A 22,234-nucleotide genomic window follows, 5' to 3' on the forward strand; every position below is an offset into this window, starting at 1 on the left:
GGCCCGCGGGGCGCCCTCCCCCGGCCGACGGGCGCCCTCGGGTGCTACCCCGGTGTCAGCAGCCCCAGCACCCGGCGGGCCGTGGCCGCGTCCCGGGCCGCGGTGAACGGGAGCGTGTTGTGGCCCGTGATGCGGAACGGCTCGCCCGTGAGGGTCAGGTGCGCGCCGCCCGCCTCCTCGACCAGGAGCAGGCCTGCGGCGTGGTCCCAGGCCGCCTCCCACGAGAAGGCCGTGGCGTCCAACTCGCCGCGGGCGACGGCGAGATATTCCAGGCCGGCCGAGCCGCACGCGCGCGGTGCCACGCCCTCGGTCCACAGCCCGAGCAGCGCGTGCTTCTGCTCGTCGGTCGTGTAGTCGGGGTGGGAGGTGGCTATGCGCAGGTCACGGCCGGTTTCCGGGGTGCCGGAGCGCAGTCGCGCGCCGTCGAGGAACGCGCCCTGTCCGCGCACGGCCGTGGCGAGCTGGTCGCGGGCCGGCGCATACGTCCACGAGGCGCGCAGGACTCCGCCCTGTGCGAGCGCCACGAGGGTGCAGAACCCGGGGTCGCCGTGCACGAACTGTCGTGTCCCGTCGACCGGATCGACGATCCAGACCGGGGTGTCGCCCTGGATCGCCTCGTACGACGCCGGGTTGGCGTGCACCGCCTCCTCGCCGACCACGACCGAGCCGGGCAGCAGGGCACCGAGCACCTCGGTGAGGTACTGCTCCGCCTTGCGGTCGGCGTCCGTCACAAGATCGTGCGGACCGTTCTTCTGGTCGACCTCGTGCGCGGCGAGCCGACGAAAGCGCGGCATGATCTCGGCCGCGGCCGCCTTGCGCACCGCTTCCTCCACGTCGGCCGCGTGCCGGGTGAGAAACTCGTCGATGGTTTCCGTCTCTTCGATCATGACTCCATGAGAGCACGCGTGACTGACAATCCCCACCCAGCCCGTGCACGGCGGGTGGAATCACCGTGAACACCGGGGTTCACGCGGCGCCGGGGCCCCGGTGGCCCGGCGGCCGTCTTCAGCGGCCCACCGCGTACCCCTGCATGCCCCGTGGGTTGGCCGCCGCCGACAGGATCCCGGTCTCCGGGTCCCGTGCGACGGCGCACAGCCGGCCCTCCGACCAGGGCTCGCCGACGGTCACGTCGTGCCCGCGCCGCCGCAGCTGGGCCACCACGTCCTTCGCCGTGCGGGACTCCACGGTGACGCTGCCCGGGCGCATGCCGCGCGGGTAGAAGGAGCCGGGGAAGCTGTCGTTGTGCCAGTTCGGGGCGTCGATCGCGCCCTGCAGGTCGAGTCCGCCCCGGACCGGGGCACGCAGCGCGAGGGCGAGGAAGAAGTGCAGCTGCCACTGGTCCTGCTGGTCCCCGCCGGGCGTCCCGAACGCCATGACCGGCATCCCGTCAAGCAGTGCGATCGAGGGCGTGAGCGTGGTGCGGGGGCGGCGGCCCGGGGTGAGGGAGTTCGGCAGGCCCTCCTCCAGCCAGGTCATCTGGAGCCGGGTACCGAGCGGGAAGCCCAGCTCGGGCACGACGGGGTTGGACTGCAGCCAGCCTCCGCTGGGCGTGGCGGCGACCATGTTGCCCCAACGGTCGACGACGTCGAGGTGGCAGGTGTCGCCCCGGGTGAGCCCGTCGGCACCGACCTCGGGCTCGCCGGGCACCGGGGACGTGGAGTGTTTGGCGACGGTGGGCTCACCGACGCCGACCGCGTCGAACCCGGCCTCGTCGCCGACGACCACGCGCGCGTGAGCGCTCAGCCGCGGAGCGCGCCCGCCCGGACTGCCGGGCCGCAGCTCGTGGCAGGCCCTGTCACCGACGAGCTCCCGCCGCCCCGCGTTGTACTCGTCCGACAGCAGTGCGCCGAGCGGTACCCCGGTCGCGTCGCCGTACCAGGCCTCCCGGTCGGCCATGGCGAGCTTGCAGCCCTCGATCAGCAGGTGCACGTAGTCGGCGGAACCGTACCGGGGCAGCTCGGGCGGGAGCAGTGCGAGCTGCTGGAGGAGGACCGGTCCCTGACTCCAGGGGCCGGCCTTGCACACGGTCCAGCCGTTCCAGTCGTACGTCGCCGGCGACTCGTACGTGGCGGACCAGCCGGCGAGATCGGCGGCCGTGAGCATACCGGTGTGCCGCTCGCCGCTGGTGTCCATGGTGGGCCGCCGCGCCTGGCGCACCAGTGCCTCGGCGACGAATCCGCTCCGCCACACCTCCCGCGCGGCCTCGATCCGCGCGTCCCGGCCACCGGCGCCGTCGACCTCCGCGAGCAGCCGCTTCCAGGTGGCGGCGAGGGCCGGATTGCGGAACAGCTCACCTGGCCGCGGTGCCTTCCCGCCCGGCAGGTAGACCTCCGCCGACGAGGTCCATTGCGTCTCGAACAACTCCCGTACGGAATCGACGGTCGCCCCGACGTTCTCCACGGGCGCGTGCCCGTGTTCGGCGTACCCGATGGCGTACTTCAGCACGTCGGCAAGGGACTTGGTGCCGTAGTCCCGCAGCAGGAGCATCCAGGCGTCGAAGGCACCGGGGACGGCGGCGGCGAGCGGCCCGGTACCGGGGACGAGGTCCAGCCCGAGCCCCCGGTAGTGGGCGACGGTCGCCCCGCCCGGCGCGACACCCTGCCCGCACAGGACCCGCACCTCGCCGCCCGCCGGGGCGAGCAGAATCGGCACCTCGCCGGCGGGCCCGTTCAGGTGCGGTTCGACGACGTGCAGGACGAACGCCCCCGCGACGGCGGCGTCGTACGCGTTCCCGCCGTCCTCCAGTACCGCCATCGCCGACTGCGAGGCCAGCCAGTGGGTGGAGGACACCATGCCGAAGGTGCCCTGGAGAGTGGGGCGGGTGGTGAACATACGACCTCTCACCTCGCTGTTCGCGCGCATCGGCCGGCCCGGTGCTCCCCCGGCAGGCTATCGGCCGCCCTCCCGGCGTGGCCGGCCCGGTACGCGGCGGCGCGCGCTCGGCGTCTCGCTCACCCGCAGGGGCGGCCCGGATAGTCGGCGGTCTCGGGGACGCCCGCCTCGCGCATCCTGCGCAGCACCTCGGGCAGGAGCGCGTCGTCGCCCGTGTCCGCCGGGCAGTTGGTCTCCCGGTCGAAGACCAGGGTCTTTCCGGCGGAGTGCCAGATGACCCAGCGGTACCGGGACCTGCCGTCGTCCCAGAGATGCGCGTAGCTGTCCACAGTCGTCGTCTTCCGGCTCACGCGGCCGCCTTTCCGGTGTGGCGGCCGTCGACGTACGTCGCCACGACCTCGATGTCCGCGATGCGCGACGGATCGACGCGCCGGGGGTCGTCGCCGAGTACGACCAGGTCGGCGAGCTTGCCCGGGGTGAGGCTTCCGAGTCGGTCGTCCCAGTGGCAGGCGAAGGCGCCGGCGACGGTGTAGGCGCGCAGGGCCTCGTCGACGGTGAGGGCCTCGTCCGGGCCGATCACCTGGCCGGACTCGGAGGCGCGCTCGACCATGAACTGGACGGCTCGCAGCGGGGATCCGTCCGTGACGGGGCGGTCGGAACTGCCGACGAGCGTGATGCCCCGGTCCAGGAACGCCCTGCCGCGGTAGAGCCATGGGGCCCGCTCCTCCCCCATGATCGCCGCGTAGTCGTCGCCGAAGTAGCGCAGGAAGTTGGGCTGGACGACCGCGCTGACACCGAGCCGTGCGAAGCGCGGGAGCTGGTCGGGGCGGATCAGGCCGGCGTGTTCGATGCGGTGCCGGGCGCCGGGGCGCGGCCGCAGGCGCTGGGCGCGTTCCAGGGCGTCCAGGGCGATGTCGGCGGCGCGGTCGCCGATGGCGTGGACGGCGAGCTGCCATCCGGCGAGGTGGCCGTCCACGATCGTGTCCGCGAGGACGTCCGGGTCGTCCTGCAACTGGCCCGCGTGGGCGAGCCCTTCGTAGGGGCTGCTGAGCGCGGCGGTGCGGGCCATCATGCCGCCGTCGGTGAAGATCTTCAGCGCGCCCACGGACAGGCGGTCGTCGCCGAACCCGGTGCGCAGGCCCAGGTCGAGGGACCGGGGAATGCCGTCGGCCTCGTGTGCCGCGACCGGGTGCAGCCGGTCGGCGGACACCATGAGCTGCACGCGCAGCGGCAGCAGGCCTTCCTCGCGGGCGAGTTGGTAGGCGCCCAGCTCGACCGGGCTGTGGCCCACAAGGGTGCCGCCGATGCCCGCCTCGGCGCAGGCGGTGACGCCCTCGGCCAGGCAGGTCCGGGCGGCGCGCCCGATCGCCTCGGCCAACTCCCGCTGGGAGTACGGCAGGCGCAGGACGCGGGCGGCGCCCATGGCTCCCTCGGCGAGGAAGCCGCCGTCGCGGGACAGGTCGGCGGGGAGCAGGTCGAGCACGGCGGAGTTGACGACGCAGCCGTGCCCGGAGTCGTGCAGCAGGAACAGCTTGTGTCCGTGGCTGACCGTGTCGAGTTCGGCGGCGGTCAGGTGGCGCCCCAGGGCCCGCTGGTCGTATCCGGCGATGCTCACCCAGGCGCCGGGTGTGCCCTTGCGGATGACGGCCTCCTCCACGACGGCCAGCACGTCGTCGACGCGCGTGCGCCCCGCGATGCTCGGGGTGTTCTCCTTGAACCCGGTCCAGGCCAGGTGCACGTGGGCGTCGATGAACCCGGGGAGCACGGTGGCGCCCTGCAGGTCGATCACCTCGCGTGCGGGCAGGGAGGTCACGGCCTCGTCCAGGCCGGCGATCCGGCCCTGCCAGATGCCCAGGTCGTGGGCGACGGGGTGGCCGGGGTCCATGGTGAGGAAGCGGGCGTTCGTCAGTCTGGTGCAGAGCACCATGAAGGTCAGGCGTCCATGGACGTCGCGAGGGACCGGGGGCGCAGATCGGTCCAGTTCGCCTCGATGTGGTCCAGGCACGCCTGACGGGTGTTCTCGTCGAAGACGACCGTCCATCCGCCGGGCACCTGCGCGAAGGACGGCCAGAGCGAGTGCTGGCCCTCGTCGTTCACCAGGACGAGGAAACGGCCGTCGGCGTCGTCGAAGGGATTGGTGCTCATGTGCGGGGCCTCCTGAAAGAATAAGGTTAGGCTCGCCTAATCAAACGAGAGCTTAGCCTTCTCGCTTTCCGCTCCACAAGGAGACGTTCATGAGGTTGGTGCGTTCATGAGGTTGGCGGGGGACGACACCTTCGCCGCGTTCGGACTGCCGGGCGCGCCCGGCACCGACGCGTTCTGGGCGAGCGCGAGGACACCCGCGGCGATACCCGACGGCGAGGGCTGGGTGACCCTGTTCCTGCGGCGCGGGCCGGAACCGGCGAGCGTCGGCTTCGAGAGCTGGTCGGAGCCGGTTCCCCTGCGCCGGTGGGGTGACACGGACTGCTGGTACGCCGAGGTGCGCATGCCCGCGCGGCTGCGGGTGACCTACCAGTTCCTCGCCGGGGACGCGGCGTACGCCGACCCGCTCAACCCGGTCGGTGCGGGCGGTGACCGGTCCGTCGCCGCCACCCCGGACGCCCCCGCCCAGCCGCACTGGCCCGACCTCGGCGCCGATGACGTCCTGCCCGTCCCGCGCACCCGGATCCGCTGGAACAGCGCACAGCTCGGCGGGCGGCGCACCGTGCGGGTCCACCCGGCGGGCGGCGGCGGGCCGGTGGTCCTGCTGCTGGACGGGGACGACTGGCTGTACCTGCACCCGGCCATGACCGCGTTCGACTCGGCCGTCGCCCACGGCGAGATGCCGCCGGTCACGCTCGTCTTCCTTCCGGCCGCGGACAGGGGGGCCGAGTTCGGGTGCCGGCCCGAGCTGTGGGAGGCGGTCCGGGACGAACTGCTGCCGCTGGTGGCGGAAACCGGCGTACCCGCGGACCGGGACCGGCTGGTGGTCGCCGGGCAGAGCCTCGGCGGGCTGAGCGCGCTGTACGCGGCACTGGAGTTCCCGGACCTGGTGTCCCGCGTCGCCTGCCAGTCGGGGTCGTTCTGGTGGACACCCCACGCGCCCGGTCTCGCCGACCCGCTGGGCGGCCCGGTCGGCGGCACCGTCGCCGCGCGCCTGCGGGAGCGCCCGGACCTCTCCGGTCTGCGGGTCGCGTTCGACGTGGGGGAACACGAGACGCGGATGCTGCCCCACTGCGAACTGACCGAGACGCTGGCACAACAGGCCGGAGCGACCGTACGGGTCTCCCGGTCACCGTCGGGCCACGACCGGGCGGGCTGGCGGCACGCCCTGCTCAGGGACGTCGCCTGGGCGCTCGCCTAGCGCGTGCCGGCCGCCGAGCGGGACGCCGGGCTCGGCGGTGCGGCCCTTCTGCCCACGGCCCTCGTCACCCCCGCTGCCGCGGGATCAACGCCGCTGCCGGGGCCAGTGCCCGGCCGTCGTCCTGGCCGTCGGGGAGCACCGCGTCGTGCACCGGCATGTCGTCCTGTATCAGGTTCTCGCTGATGAGGACGGCGGCCGTGGCGCCTCCGCTCGCCGAGGAGCGCAGTTCGACGCTCAGGCCCTGCCGGGCGGCGATGCGGTTGACCACGAACAGTCCGATCTGCTTGGCGTCGAGCAGATCGACGTTCTCGGACTGGATCTTGCGGTTGGCCTCGGCCAACGCCTCCTCGTTCATGCCGAAGCCGCTGTCCTCGATCTCGATGAGGAGGCCCTCGCGCAGCCGGCCGGCCCGCAGCTGGACATGGGCGCTGGGCGGTGAGAAGGAGGCCGCGTTCTCGACGAGTTCGGCGAGCAGGTGGATGACGTCGGCGACGGCGCCGCCGTGGAGGGAGACGCGCGGTACGGCCCAGATCTGGACCCGGCCCGGCTGCTCGATCTCCGCGACCGCGGCCCGCAGGACGTCCGCCAGCGGGATGGGGTCGCGCCAGCCGCGTCCGGGCGCGACGCCGGACAGGATGAGCAGGCTCTCGGAGTGGCGGCGCATCCGGGTGGCGAGGTGGTCGACCTGGTACAGGTCCTGCGTCTCGGCCGGGTCGCGCGGGCGCTGCTCCAGCTGGTGGAGCAGGTCGAGCTGGCGGTGCAGCAGCACCTGGCTGCGGCGGGCGAGGCTGACGTACACCCCGGAGATGCCGCTGAGCAGTTCGGCGCGCTCGGAGGCCGCCTTGAGCGCGGCCCGCTGCACGGCGGTGAGCGCGGTGCCCACCTGGGCGAGTTCGTCACCGACGAGGCGGCGCATCGGGGCCTCCGCGTCGATGTCCACGCCCTGTCCGGCGTGCAGTCTGCGCATGGCCCGCGGCAGCCGGCGCCCGGCGACCTCCAGGGCGGAGTCGCGCAGGTCGAGCAGTTCGACGATGAGCCCGCGGCCGACGCCCACGGACACCAGCAGCGACAGCAGCACCCCCACCAGACCGAGGATGACGGCGACGCCGGAAGCGCCCAGCGTGTCCCAGCCGAACGGGTCGGCCTTGGCCGTGGCGCCCGTGCCGGCGCCCGACTGGGCCTCGGCGAGACCCTCCAGCACGGCGTCGGCGCCGTTGTCCCAGTCCCTCAGGAAGCCCGCGGAGACGACCGGGGTACCGGGCCCGGCACCGCGCACCCGGTCCTCACCGGCCGCGAGCGCGTCGTAACTCCCGCTGTGCAGGACCGCGTTGAACGCCTCCCGGTGCGCCGGCTTCAGGTCGGCGACCGCGGGCTTGAGCAGCTCCCGCTGGGTGGCGACGGCCCCGGCGAACAGCGCGTACTGCTCCGTGGTGAGCTTGCCTGCCCCGCTCCCCGCGGCGAGGAGGGCCTGTTCCTGGGCCACGGCCTCGCGGGCGCGGGCGAGTTCGAGGACGACCCGTGCCTCGGATGCCGCGTGGATGCCGTTCTCGCCGGTGAGCGCGCCGGTGACGGCGAAGGCGTCCTCGATGACCGTCGAGTACCCCGTGAACGCCGCCTGGGCGGCGCCCTTGGCGTCGGTCCGCGCGCGCAGCGCCGTGAGTCCGCGCACGTCGGCCTCCAGGCGGTCGATGCGGGCGGGCAGCCCCGCGTCGAGGAGTTCGGCGTCAGCGGTGGCGGCGTCGGCGCCGTCTCGGAAGGCGTTGGCGGCCTTGTCGGTGGCGTTCCGGGCTTCCTCGATCGTGTCGAGGCCGGCCGGGTCCGGCGCGGCGGCGTGGCGGGGGGCGGCGGTGCGCTCGTTCTGCAGGGCGCTGACGAACCCGTCGAGGGGGGTGAGGAGTTCGGCGTTGACGTCCTTGACCCGCTGGGTTTCGCCGATGCTGGAGGCCGTGGTCACCGCGGCGAAGCCCCACAGTGCCATGAGGGACACGATGGGCAGCATGAGCAGGGCGACGATCTTGGCCCGGACCGATCTGGGGCGCAGCCGTTCCGTTGCACGGGTGACAGACATGGGGATACCTCTTCGAGGGTGTGCGGTGCGGCTTCGCGGACGTGCGGCTCAGGCGGTCGCGGTGGTGGCGGGAGCGGGCGTGGCGGCGGTCGCGGTGGAGAGCTCGACCTCGCGCAGCAGTTCGGCGGCGACGGACTCGGCGCGCTTGCCGGTCGGGGAGAGCGCCACGTACGCGGAGGTGAGGAAGAGGAACGAGCCGAGCACGACGGCGAGCGGGAAGAGGAACTCGGTGGCGGTGGCCCCGGGCAGCTCGGCGCTGCTGGGCGCGAGGCGGACGTCGACGGCGTACATGGCGGTGTAGTGCATGCTGCTGACCGCGAGCCCCATGACGAGCGCGGCGACGGCCGCGAGGACGGGGCCGCGCACGATGAGGGTGAGGGTGAGCGCGGCGGTCGCGGCGACGACGGCGATCACGACGGAGGTGACGACGAGGAACGGGTCGTATCCGACCGTGCCGTGCAGGTTGAGCGCGGCCATGCCGGCGTAGTGCATGGCGGCGACACCCAGTCCGGTGCCGAGCCCGCCGAGCGCCACCGAGACGATGCGCGAACGCCCGTATCCGGCGGTGAAGACGCCGGCGCTGACGACGGCGATGGCCATGACGAGGCTGAGGACGGTGAGCGGGACGTCGTAGCGGATGGGGGTGCCCTCGACGCTGAAGCCCATCATCGCGACGAAGTGCATGGTCCAGATGCCTGAGCCGATCGCGAACGAGGCCAGCGTCAGCCAGTTCCGTTTCGAGGCGCCGTCGGCCTCCAGGGCCCTGACCGTGCACCGCAGGCCGAGCGCCGAGCCGACACAGGCCATGACGTAGGAGAGGACGGGAGTGACCCATCCGGCGCTGAAATGGTCCATGTGTCCCACGGGGACCCCTCTCGCCCGCCGGGCGGAGAGCTCAGCGCGCACGTAGGTACCGCCGGTAACAGAGACCCGGGGGAACGAGATCGCGCCACTGCTTGCCGAAGGTCGGTGAGGGTTAAAGTACTGCGGTGTGGGTTACGGACCCGTTTGCGCGCAAGTGCTTCACATACCCCTTACGGTGCCTGTACTTTCACCGCCGGCGCGGCTCGCCCGCGCCACGGGCCGCGAAAAATGGTCGCCGATCCGGGCGGCGGAACGTCCAGGACGGCGGCGTTCCGTACGCTCCGGGCATGGCCGAAAAGCGTCCAAGAAACGGTCACCGAGGCCCCGTTGCCCTCGACGACCGTCCGCTGCGGCGGGTCACCGGGCCACCGCCAGGCAGTAGGCCGCGTCCGTGGCCAGGAGGTTGCGGTGGGTGTCCTCGGCCGTGATGACACCGTCGTCCAGGACGAGGACACGGTCGGCGGCGTCCAGGAGGGCGGGACTGCTGGTGATCACGACGGTGGTGCGCCCTCGGCGCAGGTTCGCGACGTTGCGCGCGATGAGCTGTTCGGTGACCGCGTCGACGGCTGTGGTCGGGTTGTGCAGGACGAGGACGTCGGAGTCGGCGGCGAGGGCGCGGGCCAGGGACAGCCGTTGGCGCTGCCCCCCGGAGAGGTTCGCGCCGCGGTCGCGGACGGGGTGGTCGAGGCCTTCGCGGTGCAGGGCGACGACGTCGGTCAGCATGGACGCCTCGACGGCCTCGGGGATCATCCGGCTGGTGCCCGACGGGTCGATGTTCGTGCGGAGCGTGCCGGCGAAGATCTCCCCGTCGTACGGGTTCACCAGCATGTGCTCACGGACCGCCTCGACCGACAGGTCCGCGAGCTCCTGCCCGCCGACCCGCACCACTCCCTCGTACGCGTCCGGCGGCACGCTCACGGCCAGGACCGACGCGAGGTCGGCCGCCGCGCGCGGCTGGTAGACGGCGATCGCCACGAACTCGCCGGGGGCCACCTGGAACTTGAGTCTGCGCAGGGACCCGTGGCGGACGCAGTCGATCTCCAGGCCTTTGCCCGGGGCCGGGCGCCGCGACCCGGGGGTCGTCACCGGCGGCGCGGTCAGCACCAGCGCCATCCGCTCGGCCGACGCGCGCGCCATCATCACGTACTTCGGCATCTCCGAGAACAGTTTGAGCGGTTCCATGATGAACTGCGCCAGACCCACGGCCATGACGAGTTCCCCGATGGTGATCCGGCCCTCGAACGCCAGCCAGCCCGCCGTCAGGGTCACGGCGGCGGCGAGGACCGCGTTGAGGGCCAGCGCGGTGCCCGCGTACACGCCGTTCACCCGGGCGACGGTGATCGCCTGGTGCTTGGCCTCCGTGCTGACGTTCCGGTAGGACCGGAACGCGGCGTGGTTGCCGCCGAAGCCGTGCAGCGGGCGCAAGCCGATGATTAGGTCGGCGACCTTGGCGCCCGCCCGTGCCACCCGGGCCTGCTGTTCGCGGGTACTGGCGCCGATCCGCTTGGACATCACGCTCAGGATCGACAGGATCGCGACGGTTCCCACGATCACCAGCAGGCCGAGCCGGACGTCGGCCAGGCCCAGCGCGAGCGCCGCGATCACGACCGCGACCAGCGAACTGATCAGCAGCGGCACCACCTCGATGATGTCGGCGGTCTGGTCGGCGTCCTCGGTGGCGATGGTCAGCACCTCACCGGACTTGAGGTCGACGTCCCTGGCCACCGGCTGGAGTCCGCAGGACGCGACCCGCACCCGCCAGCGGTGCGCCTCGGTGGTGTTGGCCTTCTGCAGGACGCGCATCCCGAACCGCCACGACAGCGACACGGTCGTGATGATCACGGCCAGCGCGGCGATCGACAGGCCGAGCGAGCCGAGGTTCCGGTCCCCCTTCATCGTGTGTTCGACGATCAGGCCGAGCGCGATGGGGAAGGCGGTCTCCCCCGCCTGGTACAGGCCCATGAGGACGGTGCCCCAGACCATGGCGCCGACGTTGCGGCGCAGTGCGGTCCGGAGGATGTGGGACCCCGCGTGGGGCCGCTGCGTGTCAGGAGTTGTCATCGAGTCAGGAGTTGTCATCGAGGTGGCGGCTGATCGCTTCCGGGGTTCGCAGGGTGAACAGATCGCGGATCGTGATCACAGGTCCGTACTCCCGGCGGAGCAGCCCGATCAGCCGCACCGCCAGCATGGAGTGCCCTCCGAGGGACACGAAGTCGCTCACCGCGCTCACCTCGTCGTCGTCCAGGTCCAGTGCCTCGGCGAAGAACTCGCACACCGCCGTCTCGGTTTCGGTCTCCGGGCCGCGCTCGGCCGCCGTGGTCAGCGCGCCCAGCGGCTTGGCCTCCGGCAGCGCCTTGGTGTCAGCCTTCCCGTTCACCGTGAGCGGGATGCTGTCGACCTGGGCGTAGTGCGTCGGGCGCAGGAAGTCCGGCAGCCCGGCGCCGACTTCGGCGGCGACCGCCGCGAGATCGGAGCCGTCGAGGACGAGGTAGGCGGCCAGCCGGTACGCGCCGTCGACCTGCGGGTCGGGCTGGGCGACCGCGGCGACGAACCGCACCGCCGGGTGCGCCGCGAACGAGGCCTCCACCTCCCCGAGTTCCACCCGGTGTCCGCGGATCTTGACCTGCTGGTCGGTGCGGCCCAGGTACATCAGGTTCCCGTCGGGCCGCCGGATCACCAGGTCTCCGGTGCGGTACATGCGCTCGCCGGGTTCGCCGAACGGGCAGGCGACGAAGCGGTGCGCGGTCTGGGCGGACTGCCCGAGGTAGCCGCGCGCGATGCCGATGCCCGACACGTACAGCTCCCCGGGCACGCCGTCCGGCAGGGGCCGTAGCCACGGATCCAGCACGTACACGTCCGTATTGTCGATCGCCACTCCCACCACCGGGTCCTGGCATTCGAAGGTGCCGACGCCGAGGGTGTTGATGGTGTACTCGGTGGGCCCGTACAGGTTGTAGCCGACCGTGCCCTCGGTCTCGGCGAGCCGCTGCCACAGCGTCGGGGTGACGGCCTCGCCGCCCAGCAGCACCAGCGCCGGGCGCCGCGCCGGGTTGTCCAACAGTCCCTCGGCGACGAGCTGTTGGGCGTAGGTCGGGGTGACGTTGATGACGTCGATGCCGTGTTCGAGGCAGTACTCGACCAACCGGGGTGCGTCACGTCGCAGTTCCTCGTCGCAGATGTGCACCTCATGGCCGTCGGCGAGCCACAGCAGCTCCTCCCACGACATGTCGAACGCGAAGGACACCGTGTGCGCGATCCGGAAGACCCGGTTGCCGTGCCGCGCCAGTACCGGCTCGAAGATCCGGCGCTGATGGTTGATCAGCATGTTGGTGAGTCCGGCGTACTCGGTCACCACGCCCTTGGGCTTCCCGGTCGATCCGGAGGTGTAGATCGTGTACGCGGGGTGGCGCAGGCGGTCCGGGTCGTCCGGCGCGAACGTCGGATACGGCTCGGCCTCGGGCAGGGGACGGTCCAGCTCGATCAGGTCCACCGGATTGCCGGTCAGCCGGGGCGACACGGCGCTCACGGTGAGGACGACCTCCGGGCGGGCGTCCGCGACGATCGCGGCGATCCGCTCGTCCGGGTGGTCCAGCTCCAGCGGTACGTACGCGGCGCCGACCCGCAGCACGGCGAACAGCGCCACGATCGAGTCGAGGGAGCGTGGGATCGCCAGGCCCACGGTCGTCTCGGGGCCGATGCCGCGCCCGGCGAGCGCACCCGCCACGGCGCGGCTGCGGTCCCTCAGCTCCGCGAAGGTCATGGTCGAGCCGTGGGCGACGAGCGCCACTCGCCGCGGGTCGCGGTCCGCCGCCTGGTCGAACCGGTCGACGACGGTGTCGGTGCCGACGTCCGTGCGTGCTCCCGGCGAGGGCCGCGGCCCCGGTCCCCGCAGCGCGCCGACCGGTCCGGTCGAGCGAGCCAGGTCTTCGAGCACCCGCAGGTAGTTCTCGAGGAGGCGACGAGCGTTCTCGGTGTCGTCGTCGCGGTGCTCCAGCTTCACCGTGAGCCGGTCGCCGGGGGTGACGACCCACGTGAACGGATAGTGGGTGGAGTCGTCGGCCTTCACCGAGGTGATGCCGTGCCTGGCGTTCATCTCGGCGAACGCGTCCACGTCCAGGAAGTTCTGGAGCACGAACAGGTTGTCGAACAGGGTGTCGTGCCCACTGGCCCGCTGGATCTCGCCGAGCCCCAGGTGCTCGTGTTCCATCGCCTCCACCCGGGCCGCCTGTACTGCCGTCAGGTACTCCCGGACGGTGTCGTGCGGCCGTGCTCGCGTCCACATGGGCACGGTGTTGAGCAGCACGCCGACGACATCGCCCAGGCCCTCGCCCTCCCGGCCGGAGACGGTCACGCCGAAGACGGCGTCACCACGTCCGGTGTGCGCGCCGAGCAGGAGGCCGAACGCGCCGGTCAGCACCGAGTTCAGCGTGACGCCGTGCACCCTGGCCGCTTCCCGCAGCAGTTCCGACTGTTCGCCGGACAGGGTGCGCACGAGCGCGCGCGGCAGGTCGTCGGAGAGGGAGGGCGCCGGACCGGCGAGCAGCGTCGGGCCGGGGAGGCCGGCCAGGTGCTCCGCCCAGAAGCGTTCCGATACGGCGGGGTCCTTGGCGTCGAGCGCCCGGGCGTAGTCCTCGAAGCTCGGCGTGGCCGGGGCCGCGTCCAGGGGCTCGCCCGCGACGACGGCCCGATAGGCGTCGAACAGGTCCCGCAGCACGATCTCGCGGGACCAGCCGTCCCACAGCAGCAGGTGGTAGCTCAGCAGCAGGCCGTCGCGGTCGTCGGGCAGACGCACCACGGTCAGCCGGATCAGCGGTGGCTCACCCGGGTCGAAGCCGGTGTCGCGGTCCCTGGCGCGCAGGGCTTCGACCTCCGCCTCCGTCGCCAACTCGACCGTGCGGACGGTGACTTGCCGCCCGGCGCTGAGGACCTGGACCGGGTTTCCGTCGTCGTCGGTGGTGAAGCCGGCGCCCACGACCGGGTGCCGGGCGATCACGTACGCCATCGCGTCGGCCAGCGCGTCGGTGTCCAGGCGCCGGTCGAAGGTGAACCAGCTCTGCGCGACGTAGTGTCCGGCCGTGCCGGCCATCTGGGCCTGGAAGTACAGGCCCCGCTGGAGCGGGGTGACCGGTGCCGTGCGCTCGGCCGTCGCGGAGGCGTCCGCGATGTGGCGCAGTGCGCTCAGCCAGTGCTCGGTGATCTCGTCGGGGACGCCCTCGGCGAGCGTGAAGGCCGCGTGCAGGCTTCCGGTGGCCACGTCGGTCCACGCGTTGACCTCGACGGCGTACGGGCTGCCCTGCTCGCCGCACGTGATGCGCGGGGCCTGGGATTCGCCGCCCCGGCCGAGGTAGTTGAACAGCACCTGCGGGCGGGCGTCGAGCAGTGGGGCCGTCTGCGGGTTGAGGTACCGGAGTTGGCCGTAGGCGACGTGCCCGGGCTCGTCCGGCTGGCGTTCGGCGACCTCCCGCGCGGCAGCGACGGGGTCGGTGTGCGCGGTGAGCCGTACGGGGGCGATGGAGGTGAACCAGCCGACCGTACGGGTGTAGTCGTGGTGTTCCAGCGCCGGCACCCGGCCGTGCCGCTCCAGTTCGACGGCGAGGTCGGTGGGCGACGGCTGGATGTGCGTCAGCGCGGTGCGCAGCGCGCCGCACAGCAACTCGGTGAGACCGACGCCGAACGCGGCCGGGGCGGTGCGCGTCACGCGGTCGCTCGTTTCGGGCGCGAGCACGACCGTGGTCTCGCGCGGCGCCTCGGCCGCGGGCAGCCCCGCCTCGGACAGCAGCGGGGGAGCCTGGAGCGTGGTGACCCAGCGGCCGAGGTCGTCGATGGCCTGGGTGGAGCGGGAGTTCAGGGCTTCGGCGTACTCGGCGTAGGAGGTGGTCGGCGCTGCCAGGGCCTCCCCGCGCAGGGCGGCGGCCAGGTCGTCCAGCAGGACCAGCCAGGACACGGAGTCGACGGCGAGATGGTGCACGGTGACCACCAGGGTCCGGCTCGCCTCCAGCCAGGAGAACGCGATGACCTCCCCGGACTCGGGGTCGAGCCGTCCGGCGGCCTCGTTCGCCGCCGCCGTCGCGTCGGCCGTGTCGGGTCGTACGACGGTGACCTCGCGGGCGGGTTCGGTGCGCAGGGCCCACACCCCCTGCTCGACGCGCAGCCGCAACCGGAGGACCGGGTGCGCGGCCACCACGGCGTTCGCGGCGCGCTGGGCGTCGGCGAACCCGGTTCCCTCGGGCGTCACCAGCGTCCTGGCCTGGGCGAACCGGGCGAGCGATCCCCCCAGTTCCCGCTGACGCAGGATGATCGGCGTAGGTGGCAGTGGGCCGTCCTCGCGGCGGGCGGGCGCGGACGCGCCGGCCCGCTGAGGTGTGCGCGTTCGCGTTCCCACCTGTTCGGCGAGCGCGCGCGGTGTCCTGAACAGGAACACGTCCCGGGGCGCGATCTGGAGGCCGAGCGCCCTGGCCCGGTTGATCACGGTGATGGCGACGATGCTGTCGCCTCCGGCCTTGAAGAAGTCGGTGTCGGCGTCCACGGAGGTGCCGGGCAGTGTGTCGGCGAAGATGTCGACCAGGGCAGCGAGTGCGGAGTCCGGTGACGGATCCGCGGGCCGGTGGGGGCTGGTCGCGCCGTTCCCCGCGCCCCTGAGGGGCGCGGCCGCTCGCTCGGCCAGAGCCTTCCGGTCCAGCTTGCCGTTGACCGTCAACGGCAGCGCGTCGACCGTCAGCACCCGGCCCGGCACCATGTGCACGGGCAGCTTCGTGGACAGCCGCTCGACGACGTCACCCGGCACCCGCCCCACCACGTGCGCGACCAGGTGATCGCCGCTGTCCGCCACGGTCACGGCCACGTCGACCACGCCGTCGAGTTCCCTGACCGCGGACTCGACCTCGCCCAACTCGATGCGGAATCCCTTGAGTTGGACCTGGTCGTCGGCGCGTCCGGCGAACTCCAGCTCGCCGTCGAGCGTACGGCGGGCGAGGTCGCCCGTGTGGTACATGCGGGAGCCGTCACCGGCGAACGGGTTCGCCACGAACCGGCCCGCGGTGAGCCCCGGCCTGCCCAGGTAGCCGAGGGACACCTGGTCGCCGGCGACGTAGATGGCGCCCACCCGGCCCGGCGGCACCGGCCGGAGCCGGTCGTCGAGCAGGTAGGTGCGCAGGCCGGGAATCGGACCGCCGATCGGGCTGACGCCGTCGCCGCGGTCGAAGTCCTCGTCGGTCAGCACCCGGTGTGTGACGTGGACGGTGGTCTCGGTGATGCCGTACATGTTCACCAGCTCCGGCGAGGCGGTGCCGTGCCGCCCGACCCAGCCGCGCAGCCGCCCGAGATCCAGCGCCTCGCCGCCGAAGATGATCCGGCGCAGTGTGGTGACCGGTTCGCCGGCATGCCGGTCGGCCTCGATGAACTGGTAGAACGCCGACGGCGTCTGGTTGAGCACGGTAACGGCGCGCTCGCGGACCAGCCGGTGGAAGTCGACCGGGGAACGGGTCAGCCCGTACTCCGGCACGAGCAGTTCACCGCCGTGCGCCAGCGCGCCCCACAGCTCCCAGACCGCGAAGTCGAAGGAGAAGGAGTGGAACTGGACCCACACGTCGTGCGGACCGAAGTCCATGTCGGGCCGGGTGTTCGCGAGCAGGGTCACCACGCTGGAGTGCGGGACGACGACCCCCTTGGGCCGGCCGGTCGATCCGGAGGTGTAGATCACGTAGGCGGGGTCGTACGGGCCTGCCTCGGGCCCGGGCTCCGCGGTGGCCGGCGCCGGCTCGTCCCCCCGCACGAGTACGCGGGCCGGCACGCCCGCCCGGGCCAGCAGTCGTGTGAAGCGGTCCCGCTGCTCACGCTCCACGAGGACGACCTGCGGAGCGGCGTCGGCGAGGATGTACTCCAGCCGTTCGTCCGGGTACGCCAGGTCCAGCGGTACGTACGCGCCGCCCGCGGTGACGATCGCGACCAGGGCGACGACCTGCTCGACGGAGCGCGGGACGGCGACGGCGACCCGCCTGCCCGGCCCGACACCGGCCTCGCGCAGGACGGAGGCCAACTGGTTCTTCGCGTCGGCCAGTTCGCCGTACGTCAGTGACCGGGTGCCGCCGTCGAGACCGCACTGGGTGACGGCGGTGGCTGCCGGGTCACGGCGCGCGGCGGCGTCGAACAGGGCGCCCAGGGTCGTCGGTGTGGTCCGCGCGGGGATCCGGGTGTTCTCGGGCGTCGGTGCTCCCTGACGGGGTGGCAGGTCGTCGATCCGCGCGTCCGGCCGGGTGATCAGGCCGGTAAGGACCGAGGTGAACGTCCGCAGGATCGCCCGGGCGCTCGCCTCCCGCAGCAGCTCACCGTCGTAGATCAGGTTGAAGCGCGGACGGCCGTCGGGCGTGCGCTCCACCACCAGCGTCAACGGGTAGTGCGGGGCGCCCTCGTTCACGATGCCGGTGATGACCAGGGTGTCGTCGGGCCCTCGCAGCGCGTCCACGTCGGTCGCCACGTCGAACACCACCAGGGTGTCGAACAGCGAGCCGGCGCCGGCCTGGCGGCCGATCCTCGCCAGCGAGACGTGCTGGTGCGGCAGCACCTGGCTCTGGTGTTCCCGCACGGAGGCGAGCAGGTCGCTGGAGGTGGTCGTGCCGGTCCAACGGGCGCGTACGGGGATCGTGTTGATGAACAGGCCCACCATGTTCTCGATGCCGGGCACATCGGCGTCGCGCCCGGACACCGTGGAGCCGAACACCACGTCCGTGCCGTGCAGGAGGCCGCCCAGCGTCACCGCCCATGCGCTGTGCACGGCCACGCTCAGCGGCACCCCGGCCGACCGGACGGCCGTGTCGATGTCGTCCTCCGGCTCCAGGGCGGTGTCGGCGAACCGGTCGGACGGGGTGTGTCCCTCGGCGATCAGCGACGGCCCGGGCAGCTCGGCGAGCTGCTCGCGCCACACGCGGTCGCTCTCGTCCTCGTCGTGCCCGGCGAGCCAGTGCACGTAGTCGGGGAAGCCGCCGAGCGGGTACCGGGTGCCCGGGGCGTGGTACTCGGCCAGCAGCGCGCGCAGCATCGGCGGCACCGACCAGCCGTCGGCGATGATGTGGTGCACCGTCTGCACCAGGACGTTCCTACCGGAGCCGGCGCGGATGAGCGTGTACCGCATCAGGGGGCCGGTGGCCAGGTCGAACCCGGCGCGGCGGTCCCGTTCGGCCAGGTCACGGATCTCGGCGTCGGTGACGCCGGGGCGGTCCAGCGTGGTGAAGGGCGCCTGCACGCCGCTCTCCAGTACGGAGACCACACGGCCGTCGGCGAGGGCCACGAACCGCGCGGCCAGGTTCGGGTACAGGGTGAGCAGCCGGGTGGCCGACGCCGCGAGCCGGTCGGCGTCCACCTCGCCGTCCAGGCTGAGCAGTTGCTGCTCGACGTAGGCGCCCGCCGAGTCGTCGTCGAAGACCGAGTGGAAGTAGAGGCCCTCCTGCAGCGGGGTCAACGGCAGGATGTCCCGCAGCGCCGGTCCGTCCAGGGTGTCGACATCGGCCTGCGTCAACGGCACCAGGCCGAAGTCGCTGGGAGAGTGGCCGCCCTGGTCGAGCGCGGCCAGCCCGGACAGAGCCTCCCGGAAGTACGCGCCGAGGGTGGTGATGTCCTCGTCGGTGAACATCCCCTGGGGCCAGGAGATGGTGGTGACCAGCTCGTACTCGCCGCCGTTCGGGGCGGGTTCGGCGATCGCGTTGAACTCCAGGGCGCGCGGCAGGCGCATCCTCGGGTCGCGCTTCTCCCCCAACTGGCCTGTAGTAGCCGTCAGTTGCCAGTCGCCGGGCGCGCCCGCGTCGAAGCGGCCCAGGTAGTTGAACAGCACCTGCGGTGCGGGCGCGTCGAACTCGGTGTGCGTCAGGTACCGCAGGGCGCCGTAGGAGACGCCGTTGTCCGGCACCCGGGCGAGGTCTTCCTTGACCGCCTTGAGCGCGGCGGACAGGTACTCGGGTGCGGTGAGGTCGGCCGCCGCGCGGGGGTCCACGGTCACCGGGAACAGGGTGGTGAACCAGCCGACGGTCCGCGACAGCTCCGGCTCGAAGCCGGCGGTGCCCGCCACGAACTGTCCTTCACGGCCGTGGCCCTCGAGCTCGATGTGCGCGAACGTCTGGTCCTGCCCGAGATCGCGGCGCCAGCGGGCGAGGGCGACGGCGAGCGCGGTCAGCAGCACGTCGTTGACGCCCGCGTGGAACCTCGCGGGGATCTCGCCCAGCAGCGCGGCCGTGGCCTCGGGTCCGACCGAGACGGTCCGCACCCGTTCCCGCGCGACGGTGTCGGCGTCGGACAGCGCGCGCCGGCCGACCGGCCCGTCCGGTCCCGGCAGGGGACGCCAGTAGGAGGAGCTGTCCGCGTCGAAGGCCGCGCGCTCCAGCAGCTGCGTCCAGCGCCGGAACGAGGTGCCCACCGGGGGCAGTTCGATCGGCGCGCCCGAGGCGAACTGGCGCCACGCCGTGGCCAGGTCCTCCATCAGGACCCGCCAGGACACGCCGTCGATCACCACGTGGTGGGCGACCAGGACCAGCTGCCGTGCCTCGCGGCGCCAGACGGCACGCAGCATCACGCCGCCCGCCGGGTCCAGTTGGGCGGTGGCGAGTGCGACGCACTCGTCGAGCGGCCGGTCGCTCTCCTGCCACCCCGCGACGGCCTGACCCGCGCCGGTCCGCTCCGCCTCCGGGATGTCGAAGCTCCACCGCTCGCCGCGCACCAGCCTGGCGCGCAGCATGTCGTGCCGTGCGACCACCGCGGCGAGGATCCGGCCGAGGCCGTCGGCGGTCAGGCCGGCCGGGGTGTTCAGCACCACCGACTGTACGAAGCCGTCGATCGCGTCCGTGGTCTCGCCGAGCCACTGCACGATGGGCGATCCCACGACGGAGCCGGTGGGGACGTCGCCGTGGTCCACGGTGGAGACGTCCTCACGGCTCGCCACCGCCGCCAGCGCCCCCGCCGTGCCGTGGGCGAAGATCTGCCGTGCCGTGACGTACAGACCCGCCTCGCGCAGCGCGCTCAGCAGCGAGATCGCCAGGATGCTGTCTCCGCCGAGCTGGAAGAAGTCCTGGTCGACTCCGACCTCTTCCAGCCGCAGTACGGACGCGACCGCCGCGCACACCGCGCGCTCGTTCTCGGTGCTGGGCGGTACGAGGGAGCCCGCCCCGACCGCGGGCTCCGGCAGCGCGTTGCGGTCGAGCTTGCCGTTCGCGGTGAGCGGGAACTCCTTCATGACGACGATGTGGGCGGGCACCATGTACTCCACCATGTGCGCGGCTGCCCACGCCTTGACCTCGTCCGCCCGCAGCTCCTCGCTCCCGGCGGCCGGGATCACGTAGCCCACCAGGTAGGTGCCGCCGGCCGCGTTCTTCTTCGCGACGACGCAGGTGTGCCGCACCTCCGGATGCTCCGCGAGAGCGACCTCGACGTCCTCGATCTCCAGCCGCATGCCGCGGATCTTGATCTGGTTGTCGGCCCGGCCGAGGAAGTCCAGCGACCCGTCCGGGGCGAACCGTGCGAGGTCACCGGTCCGGTACAGCCGCGACCCGTCGTCGGCGAAGGGGTTCGCCACGAACCGGGAGGCGGTCAGGCCGGGCGCGTTGACATACCCGCGTCCCAGGAGGAAGCCGCCCACGTACAGCTCGCCGCCGACCCCGACCGGGACCGGGCGCAACTCGTCGTCCAGCACGTACAGCTGGGTGTTGGGGTTGGCCTTGCCGATGGACGTCGACAGGCGTTCCGCCGCGCCCCGGTAGATGACGTGCGAGACGCCGATCGTCGTCTCGGCCGGGCCATAGCCGTGGTACATGGGGATGTCGAGCCGGGTGCGGAACCGCTCGTACAGCTCCGGGGTCAGCACCTCGCCGCCGCACCACACGTGCCGCAGGCTGTCCAACTGCCCGGAGTCGCCCGCGATCTCCAGCAGCACGTCCAGCATGGACGACACCAGGTAGGTGAAGGTGACGCGATGTTCGGCGATCACGCTCAGCAGGTGGTGCGGGTCGCGTTCGCCGCCGGGCCGCAGGACCACCAGCCTGCCGCCGGACACCAGCGGCAGGAAGATCTCGTTGATGGAGATGTCGAACGACAACGGCGCCTTGAACAGCGACGCGTCGTCGTGGCCGAAGCCCAGGATCTCGTCGACCTGCCACAGCAGGCGCTCACTGATCGCTTCGTGCCGGATCATCGCGCCCTTGGGCCGCCCGGTCGAACCGGAGGTGAAGATCACGTACGCCAGGGCGTCGCCGGGGACGGTGACCCCGGTCCCCTCGGCGGGGTGGGAACCGAACCGCCAGTCGCCGAGGTCGACGGCCACGGCCTCCGGTTCACCCGGTGCGTGCTCGCCGGAGTCGTTGAGCTGCAGCACGACCCGGGCGTCCTCGACGACGACGGCCCGGCGTCCGGCGGGCCACTGCGGATCGAGCGGCACGAACGCGCACCCCGCCTGGAGCACGCCGAGCAGCCCGATCACCATGTCGGCCGAGCGGCCCAGGGAGATGCCGACGACCTGTTCGGCGGTGAGTCCGCGTTCGATCAGATGGTGGGCCAACTGGCTCGACAGCTCAGCGACCTGATGGTAGGTCAGGGTCCGGTGCTCGTCGACGACGGCGACGGCGTCCGGCCTGGTCCGCGCCTGCTCGCGGAACATCTCCACGATGGTCGGACGGACCCGGTCGGCCCGGGTGTCGTTCCAGTGGGTCAGGGCCTGGAGCCTGGCCGCCGGTCCTGACGGGTTGATGGTGCCGATGGGCCGGTCCGGGAAGTCGGCCAGGTCGTCCAGCGCGAGCTGGGCGTCGGCCGGCAGGACGCCTTCCGGAACGGCGATGCTCCAGCCGCTCCCGCCGGCCTCTCCGGCCTCCCAACCGCCGGGTCCCTCGCCGCCGTTGTCGACCCATCCGAGGACGTCGGCGAAGAGGGTGCCGGGGGTGAGGTCGATGCCCTCGGGGCTTCGGCCGGTCGCCCAGTACGACAGCCCGATGGCGCATGCCTCGGCGATGGTCCGGTCGCAGAAGTCGCCGGTCCGCCGGCGCACGTCGGCCAGGCGCGTGGGAGAAAGCAGTACGAGACGAGCGCTCGGTTCCACCATCGAAGACTCAACGCCCCTTCCAAGGCATGAAAGTTGGCCCAACCTGCTCAGGGATCTG

Annotated in this window: 10 protein-coding genes; 1 reads left to right on the plus strand and 9 read right to left on the minus strand. The window is 72.5% G+C overall.

Going from position 1 to position 22,234, the window contains the following annotated elements; translation table 11 throughout:
* Positions 1-44: 44 nt before the first annotated feature.
* From ACWBNA_RS08045 to ACWBNA_RS08065, 5 genes are all read right to left on the minus strand, one after another.
* Positions 45-887 carry an inositol monophosphatase family protein gene (locus ACWBNA_RS08045; protein ID WP_482703521.1) on the minus strand — a complete coding sequence of 281 codons (843 nt, stop codon included), beginning with the start codon at positions 885-887 and terminating at the stop codon, positions 45-47.
* Between the two features lie 118 nt (positions 888-1,005).
* On the minus strand, positions 1,006-2,832 hold the full coding sequence (locus tag ACWBNA_RS08050; RefSeq protein WP_482703522.1) for a gamma-glutamyltransferase family protein: 1,827 nt from the start codon (positions 2,830-2,832) through the stop codon (positions 1,006-1,008).
* A 119-nt stretch (positions 2,833-2,951) separates the two neighbouring features.
* Complete coding sequence (locus tag ACWBNA_RS08055) at positions 2,952-3,182, minus strand: hypothetical protein (protein ID WP_482703523.1); 231 nt, start codon at positions 3,180-3,182, stop codon at positions 2,952-2,954.
* Positions 3,179-4,756, minus strand: coding sequence for an amidohydrolase (locus tag ACWBNA_RS08060; RefSeq protein ID WP_482703563.1), 1,578 nt, complete (start codon positions 4,754-4,756; stop codon positions 3,179-3,181). Before ACWBNA_RS08060 ends, ACWBNA_RS08055 begins: the two co-directional genes overlap by 4 nt.
* 8 nt (positions 4,757-4,764) lie before the next feature.
* Positions 4,765-4,977 carry an MbtH family protein gene (locus ACWBNA_RS08065; RefSeq protein ID WP_482703524.1) on the minus strand — a complete coding sequence of 71 codons (213 nt, stop codon included), beginning with the start codon at positions 4,975-4,977 and terminating at the stop codon, positions 4,765-4,767.
* Between the two features lie 106 nt (positions 4,978-5,083).
* Here ACWBNA_RS08065 and ACWBNA_RS08070 point away from each other — a divergent pair, with 106 nt between their 5' ends.
* A complete protein-coding gene (locus ACWBNA_RS08070) occupies positions 5,084-6,175 on the plus strand; it encodes an alpha/beta hydrolase-fold protein (protein WP_482703525.1) in 1,092 nt (363 codons plus the stop codon).
* Positions 6,176-6,239: 64 nt separating this feature from the next.
* Here the strand turns inward: ACWBNA_RS08070 and ACWBNA_RS08075 are convergent, their stop codons facing one another.
* The 4 genes from ACWBNA_RS08075 to ACWBNA_RS08090 form a co-directional block, all read right to left on the minus strand.
* A complete protein-coding gene (locus ACWBNA_RS08075) occupies positions 6,240-8,243 on the minus strand; it encodes a sensor histidine kinase (RefSeq protein WP_482703526.1) in 2,004 nt (667 codons plus the stop codon).
* 48 nt (positions 8,244-8,291) lie between these two features.
* Positions 8,292-9,107: an MHYT domain-containing protein gene (locus tag ACWBNA_RS08080; protein ID WP_482703527.1), complete on the minus strand. Its 816-nt coding sequence runs from the start codon at positions 9,105-9,107 to the stop codon at positions 8,292-8,294.
* Between the two features lie 357 nt (positions 9,108-9,464).
* Positions 9,465-11,168 carry an ABC transporter ATP-binding protein gene (locus tag ACWBNA_RS08085; protein WP_482703528.1) on the minus strand — a complete coding sequence of 568 codons (1,704 nt, stop codon included), beginning with the start codon at positions 11,166-11,168 and terminating at the stop codon, positions 9,465-9,467.
* A gap of 4 nt (positions 11,169-11,172) precedes the next feature.
* Entirely contained in the window at positions 11,173-22,176 is an 11,004-nt protein-coding gene (locus ACWBNA_RS08090; protein WP_482703529.1) for a non-ribosomal peptide synthetase, read from the minus strand.
* Positions 22,177-22,234: the final 58 nt, after the last annotated feature.

Source organism: Streptomyces sp. Q2, from assembly GCF_056820935.1.

Coding starts and splice junctions, on each gene's coding strand:
- ACWBNA_RS08045 (WP_482703521.1), bottom strand. CDS start 887: ATGATCGAAGAGACGGAAACCATCGACGAGTTTCTCACCCGGCACGCG.
- ACWBNA_RS08050 (WP_482703522.1), bottom strand. CDS start 2,832: ATGTTCACCACCCGCCCCACTCTCCAGGGCACCTTCGGCATGGTGTCC.
- ACWBNA_RS08075 (WP_482703526.1), bottom strand. CDS start 8,243: ATGTCTGTCACCCGTGCAACGGAACGGCTGCGCCCCAGATCGGTCCGG.
- ACWBNA_RS08085 (WP_482703528.1), bottom strand. CDS start 11,168: ATGACAACTCCTGACACGCAGCGGCCCCACGCGGGGTCCCACATCCTC.
- ACWBNA_RS08065 (WP_482703524.1), bottom strand. CDS start 4,977: ATGAGCACCAATCCCTTCGACGACGCCGACGGCCGTTTCCTCGTCCTG.
- ACWBNA_RS08090 (WP_482703529.1), bottom strand. CDS start 22,176: ATGGTGGAACCGAGCGCTCGTCTCGTACTGCTTTCTCCCACGCGCCTG.
- ACWBNA_RS08070 (WP_482703525.1), top strand. CDS start 5,084: ATGAGGTTGGCGGGGGACGACACCTTCGCCGCGTTCGGACTGCCGGGC.